12 protein-coding genes and 1 pseudogene are annotated in these 14,408 nt (G+C 66.7%); 4 read left to right on the forward strand and 9 right to left on the reverse strand.

Annotation, left to right across the window (positions count from 1 at the left end):
* Window positions 1-25: 25 nt before the first annotated feature.
* The 3 genes from EWE75_RS06215 to EWE75_RS06225 all read right to left on the reverse strand — a co-directional run bounded on the left by EWE75_RS06215 (window position 26) and on the right by EWE75_RS06225 (window position 3,844).
* On the reverse strand, window positions 26-1,360 hold the full coding sequence (locus EWE75_RS06215; protein ID WP_130155801.1) for an MATE family efflux transporter: 1,335 nt from the start codon (window positions 1,358-1,360) through the stop codon (window positions 26-28).
* Between the two features lie 36 nt (window positions 1,361-1,396).
* Window positions 1,397-2,860, reverse strand: a complete 1,464-nt coding sequence (zwf, locus tag EWE75_RS06220; protein ID WP_130155802.1) for a glucose-6-phosphate dehydrogenase — start codon at window positions 2,858-2,860, stop codon at window positions 1,397-1,399.
* Window positions 2,861-2,956: 96 nt separating this feature from the next.
* Entirely contained in the window at window positions 2,957-3,844 is an 888-nt protein-coding gene (locus EWE75_RS06225; RefSeq protein ID WP_130155803.1) for a LysR family transcriptional regulator, read from the reverse strand.
* Window positions 3,845-3,954: 110 nt separating this feature from the next.
* On the opposite strand from EWE75_RS06225, the gene scpC reads away from it, so the two are divergent.
* Complete coding sequence (gene scpC, locus EWE75_RS06230; protein ID WP_130155804.1) at window positions 3,955-5,469, forward strand: succinyl-CoA:acetate CoA-transferase ScpC; 1,515 nt, start codon at window positions 3,955-3,957, stop codon at window positions 5,467-5,469.
* 6 nt (window positions 5,470-5,475) lie between these two features.
* Here the strand turns inward: scpC and metH are convergent, their stop codons facing one another.
* The 4 genes from metH to EWE75_RS06255 form a co-directional block, all read right to left on the reverse strand.
* Window positions 5,476-8,142, reverse strand: coding sequence for a methionine synthase (metH, locus tag EWE75_RS06235; RefSeq protein ID WP_130155805.1), 2,667 nt, complete (start codon window positions 8,140-8,142; stop codon window positions 5,476-5,478).
* A gap of 145 nt (window positions 8,143-8,287) precedes the next feature.
* On the reverse strand, window positions 8,288-9,334 hold the full coding sequence (locus EWE75_RS06240) for a homocysteine S-methyltransferase family protein (protein ID WP_130155806.1): 1,047 nt from the start codon (window positions 9,332-9,334) through the stop codon (window positions 8,288-8,290).
* Window positions 9,335-9,450: 116 nt separating this feature from the next.
* Window positions 9,451-10,392: a methylenetetrahydrofolate reductase [NAD(P)H] gene (metF, locus tag EWE75_RS06250; RefSeq protein ID WP_130155808.1), complete on the reverse strand. Its 942-nt coding sequence runs from the start codon at window positions 10,390-10,392 to the stop codon at window positions 9,451-9,453.
* Window positions 10,389-11,357 (reverse strand): ArsR/SmtB family transcription factor, encoded by a 969-nt coding sequence (locus EWE75_RS06255; RefSeq protein ID WP_130155903.1) that lies wholly within the window; start codon window positions 11,355-11,357, stop codon window positions 10,389-10,391. The genes metF and EWE75_RS06255 overlap by 4 nt, the downstream gene beginning before the upstream one ends.
* Window positions 11,358-11,489: 132 nt before the next feature.
* Between EWE75_RS06255 and EWE75_RS06260 the strand changes: the two genes are divergently transcribed.
* The 3 genes from EWE75_RS06260 to EWE75_RS06270 are packed head-to-tail and all read left to right on the forward strand — an operon-like array spanning window position 11,490 to window position 12,914.
* Window positions 11,490-11,774 (forward strand): hypothetical protein, encoded by a 285-nt coding sequence (locus tag EWE75_RS06260; protein ID WP_130155809.1) that lies wholly within the window; start codon window positions 11,490-11,492, stop codon window positions 11,772-11,774.
* 4 nt (window positions 11,775-11,778) lie between these two features.
* Window positions 11,779-11,970, forward strand: coding sequence for a hypothetical protein (locus EWE75_RS06265; RefSeq protein WP_206364703.1), 192 nt, complete (start codon window positions 11,779-11,781; stop codon window positions 11,968-11,970).
* On the forward strand, window positions 11,967-12,914 hold the full coding sequence (locus tag EWE75_RS06270) for an aldo/keto reductase (RefSeq protein ID WP_130155811.1): 948 nt from the start codon (window positions 11,967-11,969) through the stop codon (window positions 12,912-12,914). The genes EWE75_RS06265 and EWE75_RS06270 overlap by 4 nt, the downstream gene beginning before the upstream one ends.
* 24 nt (window positions 12,915-12,938) lie before the next feature.
* On the opposite strand, the pseudogene EWE75_RS06275 reads toward EWE75_RS06270, so the two are convergent.
* Both EWE75_RS06275 and EWE75_RS06280 read right to left on the reverse strand, forming a co-directional pair.
* Window positions 12,939-13,231 (reverse strand): annotated as a pseudogene (locus EWE75_RS06275) (DUF1330 domain-containing protein).
* A 35-nt stretch (window positions 13,232-13,266) separates the two neighbouring features.
* Complete coding sequence (locus tag EWE75_RS06280) at window positions 13,267-14,340, reverse strand: mannose-1-phosphate guanylyltransferase/mannose-6-phosphate isomerase (protein WP_130155812.1); 1,074 nt, start codon at window positions 14,338-14,340, stop codon at window positions 13,267-13,269.
* Between the last annotated feature and the right edge of the window lie 68 nt (window positions 14,341-14,408).

Here is a 14,408-nt window from a genome sequence, read left to right on the forward strand (position 1 = left end):
GGCGATTGAAGAAACGCCTGCGCCTCTAGGCGGCGCTTGCCCGGTTCGCAACCGTGATGCGTGCGGCGAGGCCGGGAAGGAACGCGCCGAGTGCCGCCGCGCGATACGCATAGCCGGTGATCAACGCCAGCCACAGCCCGGTCGCACCGAATGGCCGAAGCAGCAGATCGGTCGCGATATAGGTTGCGGTCGATACGATCGCGGCGTTGCGGAGCGCGCGGCCTTCGGTCGCGCCGATGAACACGCCATCGAGCAGCCACGCCGGTACGCCGATCAGCGGCACCAACGCGACCAGCGGCACCAGCGCATAGGCGGCGTGGCGGACGTCCACGCTCGCCACCAGCGCGTCGACCATCGCCCCGCCGCCAACTGCCACGACGATCGCGAACACTGCGGCTGCGGCGAGACAGAATTCGCCGGTCAGCCGCATCGCCCGCCAGAACCGTTCGCGTGACCCGGCGCCAATGGCTTGGCCGATCCGCGATTCGGCGGTGAAGCAGAAGCCGTCGAGCACGAACGCCGAGATCGAGACGAACTGCATCAACACCTGATTGGCCGCCAGTTGAGTCGCGCCAAGCCGCGCGCCGGCATTGGCGAACCAGGTGAACATCACCAGCAGCGCGATCGTGCGGATCATGATATCGGCGTTGACCGCGAGCAGCCGCCGCATCGCCGACGCGCCGAACAGCCCGGCACGCTGCAGCCCCGCGCGGCCCGCAGGCCCGAGCCGTCGTGCCACGATCGCTATGCCGCTGACGAACGCGATCCAGTCCGCCGCCGCCGTACCCAGCCCGACGCCACGCACGCCCCAATGAAAATGCCAGACGAACAGCACGTCGAGCACGATATTGGTGAGGTTGGCGACGATCTGGATCACCAGCGCGTCACGCGTCCGCCCCAGGCCGAGCAGCCAGCCGTTGATCGCATACGCGCCGAGCAGGGCCGGCGCGCTGAGGAAGCGCGCCGAAACGAACGCGCGCGCCGCGCGATCGATGTCGGCGCCGCCCGCCAGAATCGCGAAGGCGGCCGGGATCAGCAGTACCTGCAACGCCAGCAGCGCCACACCGAAGCCAAGCCCCATCGCGACCCCGCGCGCAAGCAACGCGGCGACCTCCACGTCATCGCCCGCACCGTGCGCCTGCGCGGTCAGCCCGGTCACCCCCATGCGCAAGAAGCCGAAGCTCCAGAAGACGAAGTTGATAACGGTCGCGCCCAGCGCCACGCCCGCCAGCGCCACCGTGTCGCCGGTGCGGCCGATCACGGCGGTATCGACGAGGCCGACCAGCGGGATCATCGCCTGCCCAAGCATGATCGGCCAGGCCTGCGCAAAGATCGCGCGGCGGGTGAGCGGGGCATCCATGTCGGCGCTACACGTCCTGACCGTCCTATTTCTTCCCTATTTCTTCGACGTATCCCCGCCACGCCACGCGCGTTCGAACGGCAACCGCCATGCGTGCGGCGCGATCAACTGGTGGATCGACTTCGGCCCCCACGAACCCGGCTCGTACAGCCGGACCGGCGGCGGATTTTCGAGCAACGGCGTCGAGACCTGCCACAGCCGCTCGATCCCCTCGGCGGTGGTGAACAAGGTACGGTCGCCGCGCATCGCATCGAGGATCAGGCGCTCATAGGCTTCGAGCACCTCGTCGATCCGCCCGGTCTCCTGCAACGCGAACTGCATGCTGAGTTTATCGAGCCGCATGCCCGGCCCGGGCCGCTTGCCATAGAAGGACAAAGACACGCGCGAGGCGTCGGCGAGGTCGAAGGTGAGGTGATCCGGCCCCTGCGAGCCGACGCCCGATCCGGCCGGGAACATGCTCTTGGGCGGTTCACGGAACGCGATCGAGATGATGCGCTGCCCCTCGGCCAGCTTCTTGCCGGTGCGCAGGAAGAACGGCACGCCCGCCCAGCGCCAGTTATCGATCTGGCACTTCAGCGCGATGAAGGTCTCGGTATCCGATTCGGGATCGACACCCTCTTCCTGCCGGTAGCCGGTATATTGCCCGCGCACGACGTTCTGCGGATCGAGCGGGAGCATCGAGCGGAAGACCTTGTTCTTCTCCTCGCTGATCGGGCCGGGTTCGAGCGCGGTCGGCGGCTCCATCGCCATGAAGGCGAGGATCTGGAACAGGTGCGTCACCACCATGTCGCGAAACGCGCCGGTGCTTTCGTAAAAGCCGATGCGCTTGCCCAGGCCCAGCGTCTCGGGAACGTCGATCTGGACGTGATCGATGAAGTTGCGGTTCCAGATCGGTTCGAACAGGCCGTTGGCGAAACGGAAGGCGAGGATGTTTTGCGCCGGTTCCTTGCCGAGGAAATGGTCGATGCGGAAAATCTGCTCCTCGGCGAAAATCTCATGGAGTTTGGCGTTGAGATCGACCGCGCTGGCGAGATCGGTGCCGAACGGCTTCTCCATGACGACGCGCGAATTCTCGACCAGCCCGGCGGCGCCGAGCATTCGCGCGCTCGACAAGGCGGCGTTGGGCGGGACGCTGAGATAGTGGAGCCGGCGGCTCTCGGTGCCGAGGCTCTGTTCGGCGGCGAGCACCACTTCGCGCAGCTTTTCCGGGCCGGCGGCGATCGGCAGGTAGTCCAGCAACGCGGCGAAGCTTGTCCATTCGGCATCGTCGATCGGCCGGGTGCGGAACTCATCGAGCGCGGCGCGGGTGAAGGTGCGGAACGCTTCGGCATCCATCTCGTCGAGCGACATGCCGATGATTCTGCAATCGGGGATGAAGCCTTCACTGACGAGGTGGAACAGCCCCGGCAGCAGCTTGCGCCGCGAAAGATCGCCGGTCGCGCCGATCAGCACCACCACCTGCGGGTATTTCGGACCGACCGAGAGGGAAGCTTTCGACATGGGTATCCTCTTCAAAGAAACCGCCCAACGCACCCTCGCCCGATCGGATGCATGTCGCATCTCCGGCAGCCCTTGGAGCGTATCACTTACGGCAGATCAATCGGGATTCGGCCCGTGTGGGAACTGTGCGACCAGGAATTCGAGCACCGCGCGCACCCGCACCGGCATACGCAGGCGGGCGTAGCGGTGTGTTACCGAAAGCGTCAGCGGGGCGATGTCACACCCGGACAACACCGGATGCAGCACGCCGCGCGCGAGATCGCCGCTGACCTGAATGTGCGGTAGCAGCCCGATACCGAGTCCGCTCGCCACCGCGCGGTACACGGCTTCGCTGCTGTTGGCGCGAAACGGGCCGCCCACGCGCAACGGCTGGCCGGCGATGTCCCATGTCGCGCGCGCCGGCCCATAGCCATACGCGATACAGGCGTGCGCGAGCAGATCGGCGGGGGTGGCCGGCGCGCCGTGCGCGGCGAGATAGGCAGGCGCCGCGACCAGCACACGCGCGATCTGCCCGAGTGGGCTGGCATATGCCGCCTCCGGTGCAGGATCGCCGACCCGCACCGCAAGATCGAGCCCGGCTTCGTCGAGCGTGTCCTGCCAGTCGGCGATCGCGAATTCGATCCGCAGATCGGGGTGCTGCGCGTGCAGCCCGACGATCCGCTCCGCATAATGCAGCCCCAGCGCAGTGGTAACGCCGACGCGCACCACGCCCCGCGCCCGCGCCTCCCCGCCGAGATCGGCCTCGGCATGGTCGATCTCCTCGATCACGGCACGGGCATGGTCGAGCAGCCGCTCGCCCTCGCGCGTCAACGCCAGCCGCCGGGTCGTGCGCAGCAGCAGCCGCGTGCCGAAATGCGCTTCGAGTTGATCGATACGGCGCGCAATCGTGGTATGGCTGGCATGGCTCTGCGCGGCGACGGTCGAAAAGTTCAGCCGTTCGGCGACATGCACAAACGTGCGGAGGTTCTGAACGAGATCAGACATTCGCACGCATTTCGCACAAGTGATGGCCTCTTAATAGCCATTGTCTTCGCCTTCGCACAGCCGACATGGGATTCACCCGGCCGATAGACCGGTATCAAGGAGATGCTCGAATGTCCGACCGGATCGCCCATGCAGGATTGCGCGCGCGGATCACCAGCGCCGAACAGGCCGCCGCGCGGATCGACCACGGCATGACCGTAGGCATGAGCGGCTTCACCGGCTCGGGCTATCCCAAGGCGGTGCCGATGGCGCTCGCCGCGCGAATCGAGGCCGAGCATGCCGCTGGCCGGCCGATGCGCGTGAAGGTGTGGACCGGCGCTTCGACCGGGCCGGAACTTGACGGCGCGCTGGCGCGCGCCAACGGCATCGAGCTGCGGCTACCGTACAATTCCGATCCGATCGCGCGCGACCGTATCAACCGTGGCGAGATGGATTATCTCGACATGCATCTCAGCCAGGTCGCGCCGATGGCGTGGCAGGGCTTCCTCGGGCCGCTTGACGTCGCGGTGGTGGAGGTGAGCGCGATCCGGGCGGACGGTGCGCTGGTGCCGTCCTCATCGGTCGGCAACAACAAGACCTGGCTCGACCGCGCGGAGAAGGTGATCCTCGAGGTCAATCGCTGGCAGAACCCTGCGCTGGAAGGGATGCACGACATCTATTACGGCACCGCGCTGCCGCCGCATCGCGTGCCGATCCCGCTCGTCCGGCCCGACGACCGGATCGGCGAAGCGTATCTGCGCTGCGACCCGGACAAGATCGTCGCGATCGTCGAGACCGATTCGCCCGATCGCAATGCGCCCTTCTCGCCGCCCGACGAATCGGCGAAGGCGATTGCCGAGCATCTGTTGGAGTTCCTCGGCCATGAAGTGACGAAGGGTCGGTTGCCCGCGTCGCTGCTGCCGTTGCAATCGGGCGTCGGCAACATCGCCAATGCCGTGCTTGCCGGGCTGGTCGATGGGCCGTTCCACGATCTCACCGCCTATACCGAGGTGATTCAGGACGGCATGCTCGACCTGCTCGACAGCGGCCGTCTGCGGATGGCCTCGGCGACCGCGTTTTCGCTCAGCCCGGAAGCCGCGGCGCGGCTCAATGCCGAGATGGGGCGCTATCGTGACCGCATGATCCTGCGCCCGCAGGAGATCAGCAACCATCCCGAACTGATCCGCCGCTTGGGCTGCATCGCGATGAACGGGCTGATCGAGGCCGATATCTACGGCAACGTCAATTCGACCTGCGTGATGGGATCGCGCATCCAGAACGGTATCGGCGGCTCGGGCGATTTCGCGCGCAACGCCTATGTCTCGATCTTCATGACGCCCTCAACCGCCAAGAGCGGCAAGATCTCGGCGATCGTGCCGCAGGCGGCGCATGTCGATCACATCATGCAGGATGTCGCGGTGCTGGTGACCGAGAAAGGGCTGGCCGATCTGCGCGGCCTCAGCCCCAAGCACCGCGCGCGGCTGGTGATCGAACGTTGCGCGCATCCGTCCTACCGCGACGCGCTGACCGACTATTACGAGCGCGCGCTGGTCGGGTCTTACGGCCTGCACGCGCCGTCGCTGCCGGGCGAAGCGCTGTCGTGGCACCAGCGCTTCATCGACACGGGGACGATGCAGCCGGCCTGATCGAACTCAGTCGAGGTTAGGCCGCAACCAGCGCTTCGCGGTGTCCAGATCGACGCCGCGCCGCGTGGCATAATCGGTCACCTGATCCGCGCCGATCCGCGCGACGCCGAAATACTCCGCCTGCGGGTGGCCGAAATAGAAGCCCGACACCGCCGCCGTCGGCAGCATCGCGAAGCTCTCGGTCAGCGTCGCCCCGGTCGCGTGGTGCGCGTCGAGCATCTTGAACAGCATCGTCTTGAGGCTGTGCTCGGGGCAGGCGGGATAGCCCGGCGCGGGGCGGATGCCGCGATATTGCTCGCGGATCAGCGCTTCGTTGGTGAGCTGCTCGTCGGGCGCATAGCCCCACAAGTCCTGCCGGACATGCTGGTGCAGCCGCTCGGCGAACGCCTCGGCGAGACGATCGGCGAGCGCTTTGAGCAGGATGTCCGAATAATCGTCGATCGCCGCCTTGAACTTGGCCAGATGCGGCTCGATGCCGTGGATCGAGACCGCGAAGCCGCCGATCCAGTCGCCCTTGGTGTCGATGAAATCGGCCAGGCACATATTGGCGCGGCCCTCCCGCTTGGCGATCTGCTGGCGCAGGAACGGCAGGCGGAACACGTCGGTGCCATCGACGAGGTTGAGCATGTCGAGCCCGATCAGCTCGTCGGCGTTGAAATCGCCCTTGGTGTCGACGATCACGTCGTCTTCATGGCGCGCGCAGACCCACAGCCCGGCGACGCCGCGCGCGGTGAGCCACTTTTCCTCGATGATCCGGTCGAGCATCTTCTGCGCATCGGCGAACAGCGAGCGCGCGCTTTCGCCGACGATCTTGTCGTCGAGGATCGCCGGGTAATTGCCGGCCAGTTCCCATGCGCGGAAGAACGGCGTCCAGTCGATCAGCTCGCGCAGATCGGCCAAGTCCCAGTCGCGGAACACATGCACGCCGGGTTTGAGCGGCGCGGCGGGCTTCAGCGCCATATCGGCGGCGAACGGATTGGCGCGCGCCTTGGCGAGCGGCAGCAGGTCGTTCTGGCCCTTGTTGGCGCGCGCGATGCGAACCGCTTCGTACTCCGCCGCAGTCTTGGCGACGAACGCGTCTTTCTGCGTGTCGCTGACCAACGTCGAGGCGACACCGACCGCGCGGCTCGCGTCGAGGACGTGAACGACCGGGCCGTCATAGGCCGGCGCGATGCGCAACGCGGTGTGGACCTTCGAGGTGGTCGCGCCGCCGATCAGCAGCGGCATGGTGAAGCCGGCGCGCTTCATTTCCTCGGCGACGGTGACCATCTCGTCGAGGCTCGGCGTGATGAGGCCCGACAGGCCGATCATGTCGGCGTCATTCTCGTTCGCCGCCTTGAGGATGTCGCTCCACGGCACCATCACGCCCATGTCGACCACGTCGAAGCCATTGCACTGGAGCACGACGCCGACGATGTTCTTGCCGATATCATGCACGTCGCCCTTGACGGTCGCCATGATGATCTTGCCCTTGCCGCGCGCGCCCGGCTCCTTCGCCGCCTCGATGAAGGGCAGCAGATGCGCGACCGCCTTCTTCATCACGCGCGCCGACTTGACGACTTGCGGCAGGAACATCTTGCCCGATCCGAACAGGTCACCGACGACGTTCATGCCGTCCATCAGCGGGCCTTCGATCACCTCGATCGGGCGCGGGAAAAGCTGACGGCATTCCTCGGTATCGTCGACCACGTACATGTCGATGCCCTTGACGAGCGCATGTTCGAGCCGCTTGGCGACCGGCCAGCCACGCCATTCCTCGGCGGCCTTTTCCGCCACCGCATCGGTGCCACGGAAGCGCTCGGCGAGCGCGATGAGGCGTTCGGTCGGCGTCTCGTCGGGCTTGCGCTGCGGGCGGTTGAGGATGACGTCCTCGCACGCTTCGCGCAGGTCAGGATCGATATCGTCATAGATGTCGAGCTGGCCGGCATTGACGATCGCCATGTCGAGACCGGCGGGGATCGCGTGGTAGAGGAACACCGAATGCATCGCGCGGCGCACCGGCTCGTTGCCGCGAAACGAGAAGCTCAAATTCGACAGCCCGCCCGAGAAATGGACGTGCGGGCAGCGCTTTTTGATCTCTTTCACCGCCTCGATGAAATCGACGCCGTAATTGTTATGCTCCTCGATGCCGGTCGCGACCGCGAACACGTTGGCGTCGAAGATGATGTCCTCAGGGGGAAAGCCGATCGTCATCAGCAGCTTGTACGCGCGCTCGCAAATCTCGATCTTGCGCGCCTGCGTGTCGGCTTGCCCCGCCTCGTCGAACGCCATCACGACGACGGCGGCGCCATAGGCCATGCACAGCCGCGCTTCCTTGAGGAACTTCTCCTCGCCCTCCTTCATGCTGATCGAATTGACGATCGGCTTGCCGCTCACGCATTTCAGCCCGGCCTCGATCACCGACCATTTCGACGAATCGACCATGAACGGGATGCGCGCGATGTCCGGCTCGGCGGCGATCAGCTTGAGGAAGGTCGTCATGGCATGCTCGGCATCGAGCAGCCCCTCGTCCATGTTGACGTCGAGCACCTGCGCGCCGCTCTCGACCTGCTGGCGCGCGACCTCGATCGCGGCAGGGTAATCGCCCGCCATGATGAGCTTCTTGAAGCGCGCCGAGCCGGTGACGTTGGTGCGCTCGCCGATGTTGACGAAGGAGGTGGAGAGGTTGGTCATCGGTTCTTTCTTCTTCTCCCTCTCCCCGCTTGCGGGGAGAGGGTCGGGGAGAGGGGCAGTTCGATACGATGTCGCTCGGGACTGCCCCTCTCCCGACCTCGCTGCGCTCGGCCACCCTCTCCCCGCAAGCGGGGAGAGGGCGAAATCATCCCGCCATCGTCATCGGCTCCAGCCCGGCGAGCCGCGTCACCACCGGAGGCTTGGGGAGCGCGCGGGGCGGCAGGCCGGCGACGGCGCGGGCGATTTCGGCGATGTGCGCGGGGGTCGAGCCGCAGCAGCCGCCGAGGATGTTGACCTGGCCTGCGTCGGCCCATTCCTTGACCAGCCCGGCGGTCGTCTCGGGCATCTCGTCATACGCGCCGAGTTCGTTGGGCAGGCCCGCGTTGGGATAGACCATGATGAGCGTGTCGGCGATCGCGCTGAGCGTCTTGACGTGCGGGCGAAGCTGCTCGGCGCCGAACGAGCAGTTGAGCCCGATCGTCACCGGCCGCGCGTGGCGCACCGCATGCCAGAACGCCTCGACCGTGTGGCCCGACAGGTTGCGGCCCGACAGGTCGGTCAGCGTCATCGAGAGCATGATCGGCACATCGCGCCCAAGCGCATCGCCAGCCTCGATCGCGGCCATGATGCCGGCCTTGGCATTGAGCGTATCGAATACCGTCTCGATCAGGATGAAATCGGCACCGCCTTCGAGCAGCGCGTCGGTCTGCTCGCGGTACACGGCCTTGAGGTAATCGAAGTCGATCTCGCGGAAACCCGGATCGTTAACGTCTGGCGAGAGCGACAGGGTCTTGTTGGTCGGCCCGACTGCCCCGGCGACGAAGCGCGGGCGACCGTCCTTCGCCTGATATTCGTCGGCGATGCGGCGCGCGAGCCGAGCGCTCTGGATGTTGATGTCCTTGACCAGCGCCTCTGCGCCGTAATCGGCCTGGCTGATGACATTGGCCGAGAAGGTGTTGGTCTCGGCGATGTCGGCGCCCGCTTCGAAATAGGCGCGGTGGATCGTCTCGGGCACTTCCGGCTTGGACAGCGCGAGGATGTCGTTGTTGCCCTTCTGGTCCTTCGACAGCCCGAGATTACCGGCGTAATCGGCCTCGGAGAGCTTCCAGTTCTGGATCTCTGTGCCGAACGCGCCGTCGGTGATGAGGATTCGCTTGGCGGCCTCGGCGAGCAGGGATTGGCGTGGGGTCATCGTCTTTTCCTTCTCCCCTCCCGTTTACGGGAGGGGTCGGGGGAGGGCTTGTCGGAGGAGCGTCCGTCCGTGGACAGGCCCTCCCCTAACCCCTCCCGCAAGCGGGAGGGGAATGGTTACGCCGCGACTGCGACTTTGGCCGGCACCTTCGCGCGCAAGCCCAGCATATGGCAGATCGCGAAACTCAGTTCGGCGCGGTTGAGCGTGTAGAAATGCAGCGTCCGCACGTCGCCCGCATAAAGCTTGCGGCACAGTTCGGCGGCGAGCGTCGCGGCGATGAGCTGGCGCGCGGTGGCGTGATCCTCCAGCCCCTCGAACAGCCGGCCGAGCCATGCGGGCACTTCGGTGCCGCACAGCGCCGACATCTTCACGATGCTGGCGAAATTGGTGACGGGCATGATGCCGGGCACCATCTCCGCGGTGATCCCCGCCGCCACCGCGCGGTCGCGGAAGCGAAAGAACGTCTCCGGTTCGAAGAAAAATTGCGTGATGCCGCGTGTCGCGCCCGCGTCGATCTTGCGCTTGAGATTGTCGAGATCATCGGAGACCCCGCGTGAATCGGGATGGCATTCGGGATAGGCGGCGACCGAAATCTCGAATGGGTGAAGCCGCTTCAGCCCCGCGACCAGATCGGCGGCGTTGGTATAGCCGTCCGGGTGCGGCACGAAGCCGTCCGCGCCCGGCGCGTCGCCACGCAGCGCGACGATGTGGCGCACGCCCGCCTGCCAATAGGCGTCGGCGATCGCGTCGATCTCGGCCTTGGACGCCTCGACACAGGTGAGGTGCGCGGCGGCTGGCATCGCCGTCTCGGCCTGGATGCGCGCGACCGTGGCGTGCGTGCGCTCACGCGTCGAGCCGCCCGCGCCGTAAGTAACCGAGACGAACCGCGGCCCGAACGGTTCGAGCGTCTTCACCGTCTCCCACAACGCCTCTTCCATCTTGGGCGTCTTGGGCGGGAAGAATTCGAACGAGACGGCGGTATCGCCCGCGACATCGGCGAACAACGGCCCCTCCAGCGCGCGGCGCGCCTCTTCGAGTTGCGAAACCGAGATCGTCATGCTGCCTTCACCTCATGTACAATAGTGTCCGCCTGAACCCGCTTGCGCGCCAGCCAGAGCTTCACCGTCAGTTCGCCGCCCTCCAGCGTCTCGATCCGGTCGGGCGCGAGCCCGGCGGTGGCGAACCATGTCGCCATCTGCTCGTCCGAAAAGCCGAGCCGCGTATGCGCGTCGCGGGTGCGCAGTTCCTCGCGGTCGTGCGGGGCGAAATCGGCGATCAACAACCGTCCACCGGGGCTGAGCACGCGCGCCGCCTCGGCGATCGCGGCGCCGGGCTGCTGCGCGAAATGGAGAACGTGGTGGACGATGGCGAGATCGGCGGCGGCGTCCGCCAGCGGCAGCGCGTAGAGATCGGCCTGGCGCAGCTCGGCATTGTCGATGCCGTGGCTCGACAGCTTCGCGCGCGCGAGGCGCAGCATCTCGGAGCTGCGGTCGATCCCCAGCGCCTGTTCGGCGCGGGCGGCGAACAGTTCGAGCATGCGGCCGGTGCCGGTGCCGATATCGATCAACTGGCCGATCCGCGCCGCGCCGATCACCCCGTCGATCGCGGCCTCGACCTGCTCCTCGGCGATGTGGAGCGAGCGGATCGCATCCCATTCACGCGCATTCGCTTCGAACCATTGCGCCGCCGATGCCGCGCGATCGGCGCGCACCGCCGCCAGCCGGGCGGCGTCGGCGGTCGCCCAATGATCGGTCTCGACCGCGCTCCACGCGTCTAGCGCATCGGCGACCGGCGCAACGCGATCGGCCGCGCCCAGTGCGACAAACACCCAACTGCCTTCCTTGCGCCGCTCAGCGAGGCCGGCGTCGCACAGGATCTTGACGTGGCGGCTGACGCGCGGCTGGCTCTGGCCGAGCACCTGCGCGAGTTCGCCGACCGACAGTTCCATCGAGCGCAGCAGCGCGAGGATGCGCAGCCGCGTCCCGTCAGCCAGCGCACGGAAGATATCGAGAGCGATCGTCATGTCGGAATGAGACATAAAGATATCTTTATATCCGGTCAATGACGGTCTGCGCGCGCGGATACTTCCGGCGATTGCGCGCGTTGTCCGGCTTCGATATCGCTTCGCCAGCATTCAAGCCGGAGACCTGCCGCCATGAAGAAGACCATCCTCCTCGGCGTTGCCGCCTCGCTCGCGCTCGGGGCGTGCAGCCAGAAGGCAAAGGACGAGAGTGCGCAGGCGGCCGACACGATGACGGCCGATGCCAACGCCACCATGCGTACCGCCGCCAACAGCACCGAGGCCGCCGCCGACAAGGCGTTCGGATCGGCCGAGGCGACGCTCGACAATGCCGGCGACGCGATCGGCAACGCCGCCGACAAGGCCAAGGACAAGACCGGCCAGGCACTCAAGGATGCCGGCAATACGGTCTCGGAGTGATCGTTTGAACCGCTTCCTCGGCGCGGCGGCGCTGCTGCTCGCGCTGGGCGGCTGCGGATCGGGCGGCAGCACCCCCGGCGCGATGTCCGGCAGCGAGGCACAAGCGCTCGACGACGCGGCGGCGATGCTCGATGCGAACAGCGTCGACGCCAACGCCGCGACCATCGTCGACACCAACCAGGACGACACGCAATGACCGACCTCCGACGTTTGGGCGCGACCGATTTCCACATCCTGCCGCTCGTGCTGGGCGGCAACGTGTTCGGCTGGACCGCCGATCAGCCGACCAGCTTCGCGGTGCTCGACGCATTCGTGGCGGGCGGCGGCAGCCTGATCGACACCGCCGACGCATATTCGCGCTGGGTGCCGGGCAACCAGGGCGGCGAATCGGAGACGATGATCGGCGCGTGGCTCAAAGCGTCGGGCAAGCGCGCCGACGTGCTGATCGCGACCAAAGTCGGCATGATGCCCGTCGAAGGCGGATCGCCACTGTCGGCTGCGGCGATCGTCGCCGGCTGCGAGGCATCGCTCAAGCGGCTCGGCGTCGAGACGATCGACCTGTATTACGCACATAAGGACGATCCCGAGACGGCGCTCGACGAAGTGACCGAGGCGTTCGCGTCACTGGTCAAGGCCGGCAAGGTGCGTGCGCTCGGCGCGTCCAACTATCATGCCGCGCGGCTCAAGGCGGCGGTCGATACCGCCCGCGCGGCCGGTCTGCCGCATTTTCAGGTGCTCCAGCCCGAATATAATCTCGTCAACCGGCATCCCTTCGAAGGCCAGCTCCAGGATTATTGCGTCGAGCACAATATCGGTGTGCTGCCCTATTATGGCCTCGCTGCGGGCTTCCTCACCGGCAAATACCGCACGCCCGAAGACATGGGGCAGAGCGCACGCGGCGGCCGCATGGCCGAGCTGATCGCGCAGAAATCGGGCGTGCTCGCCGCGATGGACTCGGTTGCGGCAGAGACCGGGGCGACGCTGGCGCAAATCGCTTTGGCGTGGCTGGCGGCGCAGCCCGGCGTGGTCGCGCCGATCGCCAGCGCGACGAGCGTGAAGCAGGTCGAGGATCTGCTCGGCGCGACGCGACTGACGTTGAGCGCGGACCAGCTAGAGCGGCTGACCAACGCGGGGGCCTGAGCCCCTAGGTTCGCGTCGGTCTGCTCAGGCCCCTTCGACGATCATCACCCGGTACTTCGCGGCCTTGAGCCGGTGCTGCATCGCCGCCTGATAGCCGGGACTGGTGTACCAGCCGCCGCTTCCTCGACGCTCGGGAATTCGAGCACGACGACACCGTCCGGCGTCGGGCCTTCGAGTCCTTCAGCCGCGCCGTAAAAGGCCAGCCGCTTGACGTCGAACCCGTCGCTGCCGCGTTCGCGGTTGAGGCGCTGATATTCGGCCATTTCCGCCGCGTCATGAACGGGTTCGTCGCGGATGAAGAGGATATAGGCTGTCATTTGCGTCCCTCATGCGTGGTGGATGCGGAATGCCGTCAGCCGGCGGGCTTTGCCTTCATCGCCTCGATCAGCTTCTTGACCTCCTGGCTGCGGCCGCGCGGCAGGATCAACACGTCTGTACCGCTGGCGACGACGATCAGATCATCGACGCCGACCAGCGCGACGCGCATCCCATCGGTGCGGACCAGACAGTTGGTGGTGTCGATCGCGATCACCTCGCCCGCCGCCCCGCTGGCGTGCGCGTTGCCGGCCTCGTCGAGTTCGCTGATCGCGTGGAGCGCATCCCAACTGCCGACATCGTTCCAGCCCATGCTGACCGGCACCACCGCGACACGCTCGGCCTTTTCCATCACGGCATAATCGATCGAATCGTCCGGTGCGGCGGCGAACGCCTCGGCATCGGGGAAGATGCGCGTGCCTTCGCGCCGCGCCTTGGCCATCGCGAGCTGGCAGGCGGCAAGCATGTCCGGGGCATGCAGCGCGAGCGCGGCGAGATAGATGTCGGCGCGGAACAGGAAGATGCCGCCGTTCCAGCTATGGTCGCCCGCCGCCAGCATCGCCTCGGCGCGGTCGCGCGGCGGCTTCTCGACGAACTTGGCGACGCGGTGGACGCCGCCCGAAATCTCCTCGCCGACCTTGATCCAGCCATAGCCGGTTTCCGGCGCGTCGGGCGCGATGCCGAAAGTGACGAGCCAGCCCTCCGCGACCAGCGGCAGCGCGGCGTGGATCGCGGCATGGAACGCCGCCACGTCGGCGATGACGTGGTCCGACGGCATCACCAGCAGCGGGTTCGAAGCGTCGGCAGCGAGCGCCGCGAGCGCGATCGCGGGAGCGGTGTTGCGACCGATCGGCTCGAAGATCAGCGCCTGCGCGGTCGCGCCGACGCTATCGAGCTGCTCTTCGACCATATCGGCGTGGCGCGCATTGGCGACGACGATCGGCGCGGTGAAATGCTCGCCGGTCGCGCGCATCGCGGTGAGCTGAAGCATCGTCTCTTCCGCAGTCAGCGCCAGCATCTGCTTGGGCCGCTCGGGCCGCGACATCGGCCAAAGCCTGGTCCCCGACCCGCCTGAGAGAATGACAGGCGTGATCGGCGTCGAAGACGGCATCGGGTGTTCTCCAGTCGAATGTCGGCGAGGTCGTACCCCGCGCCTAGCAGAAAGCGCGAAGCCGGGTA

It is taken from the genome of Sphingomonas populi, from assembly GCF_004208535.1.
GTDB lineage: Bacteria > Pseudomonadota > Alphaproteobacteria > Sphingomonadales > Sphingomonadaceae > Sphingomonas > Sphingomonas populi.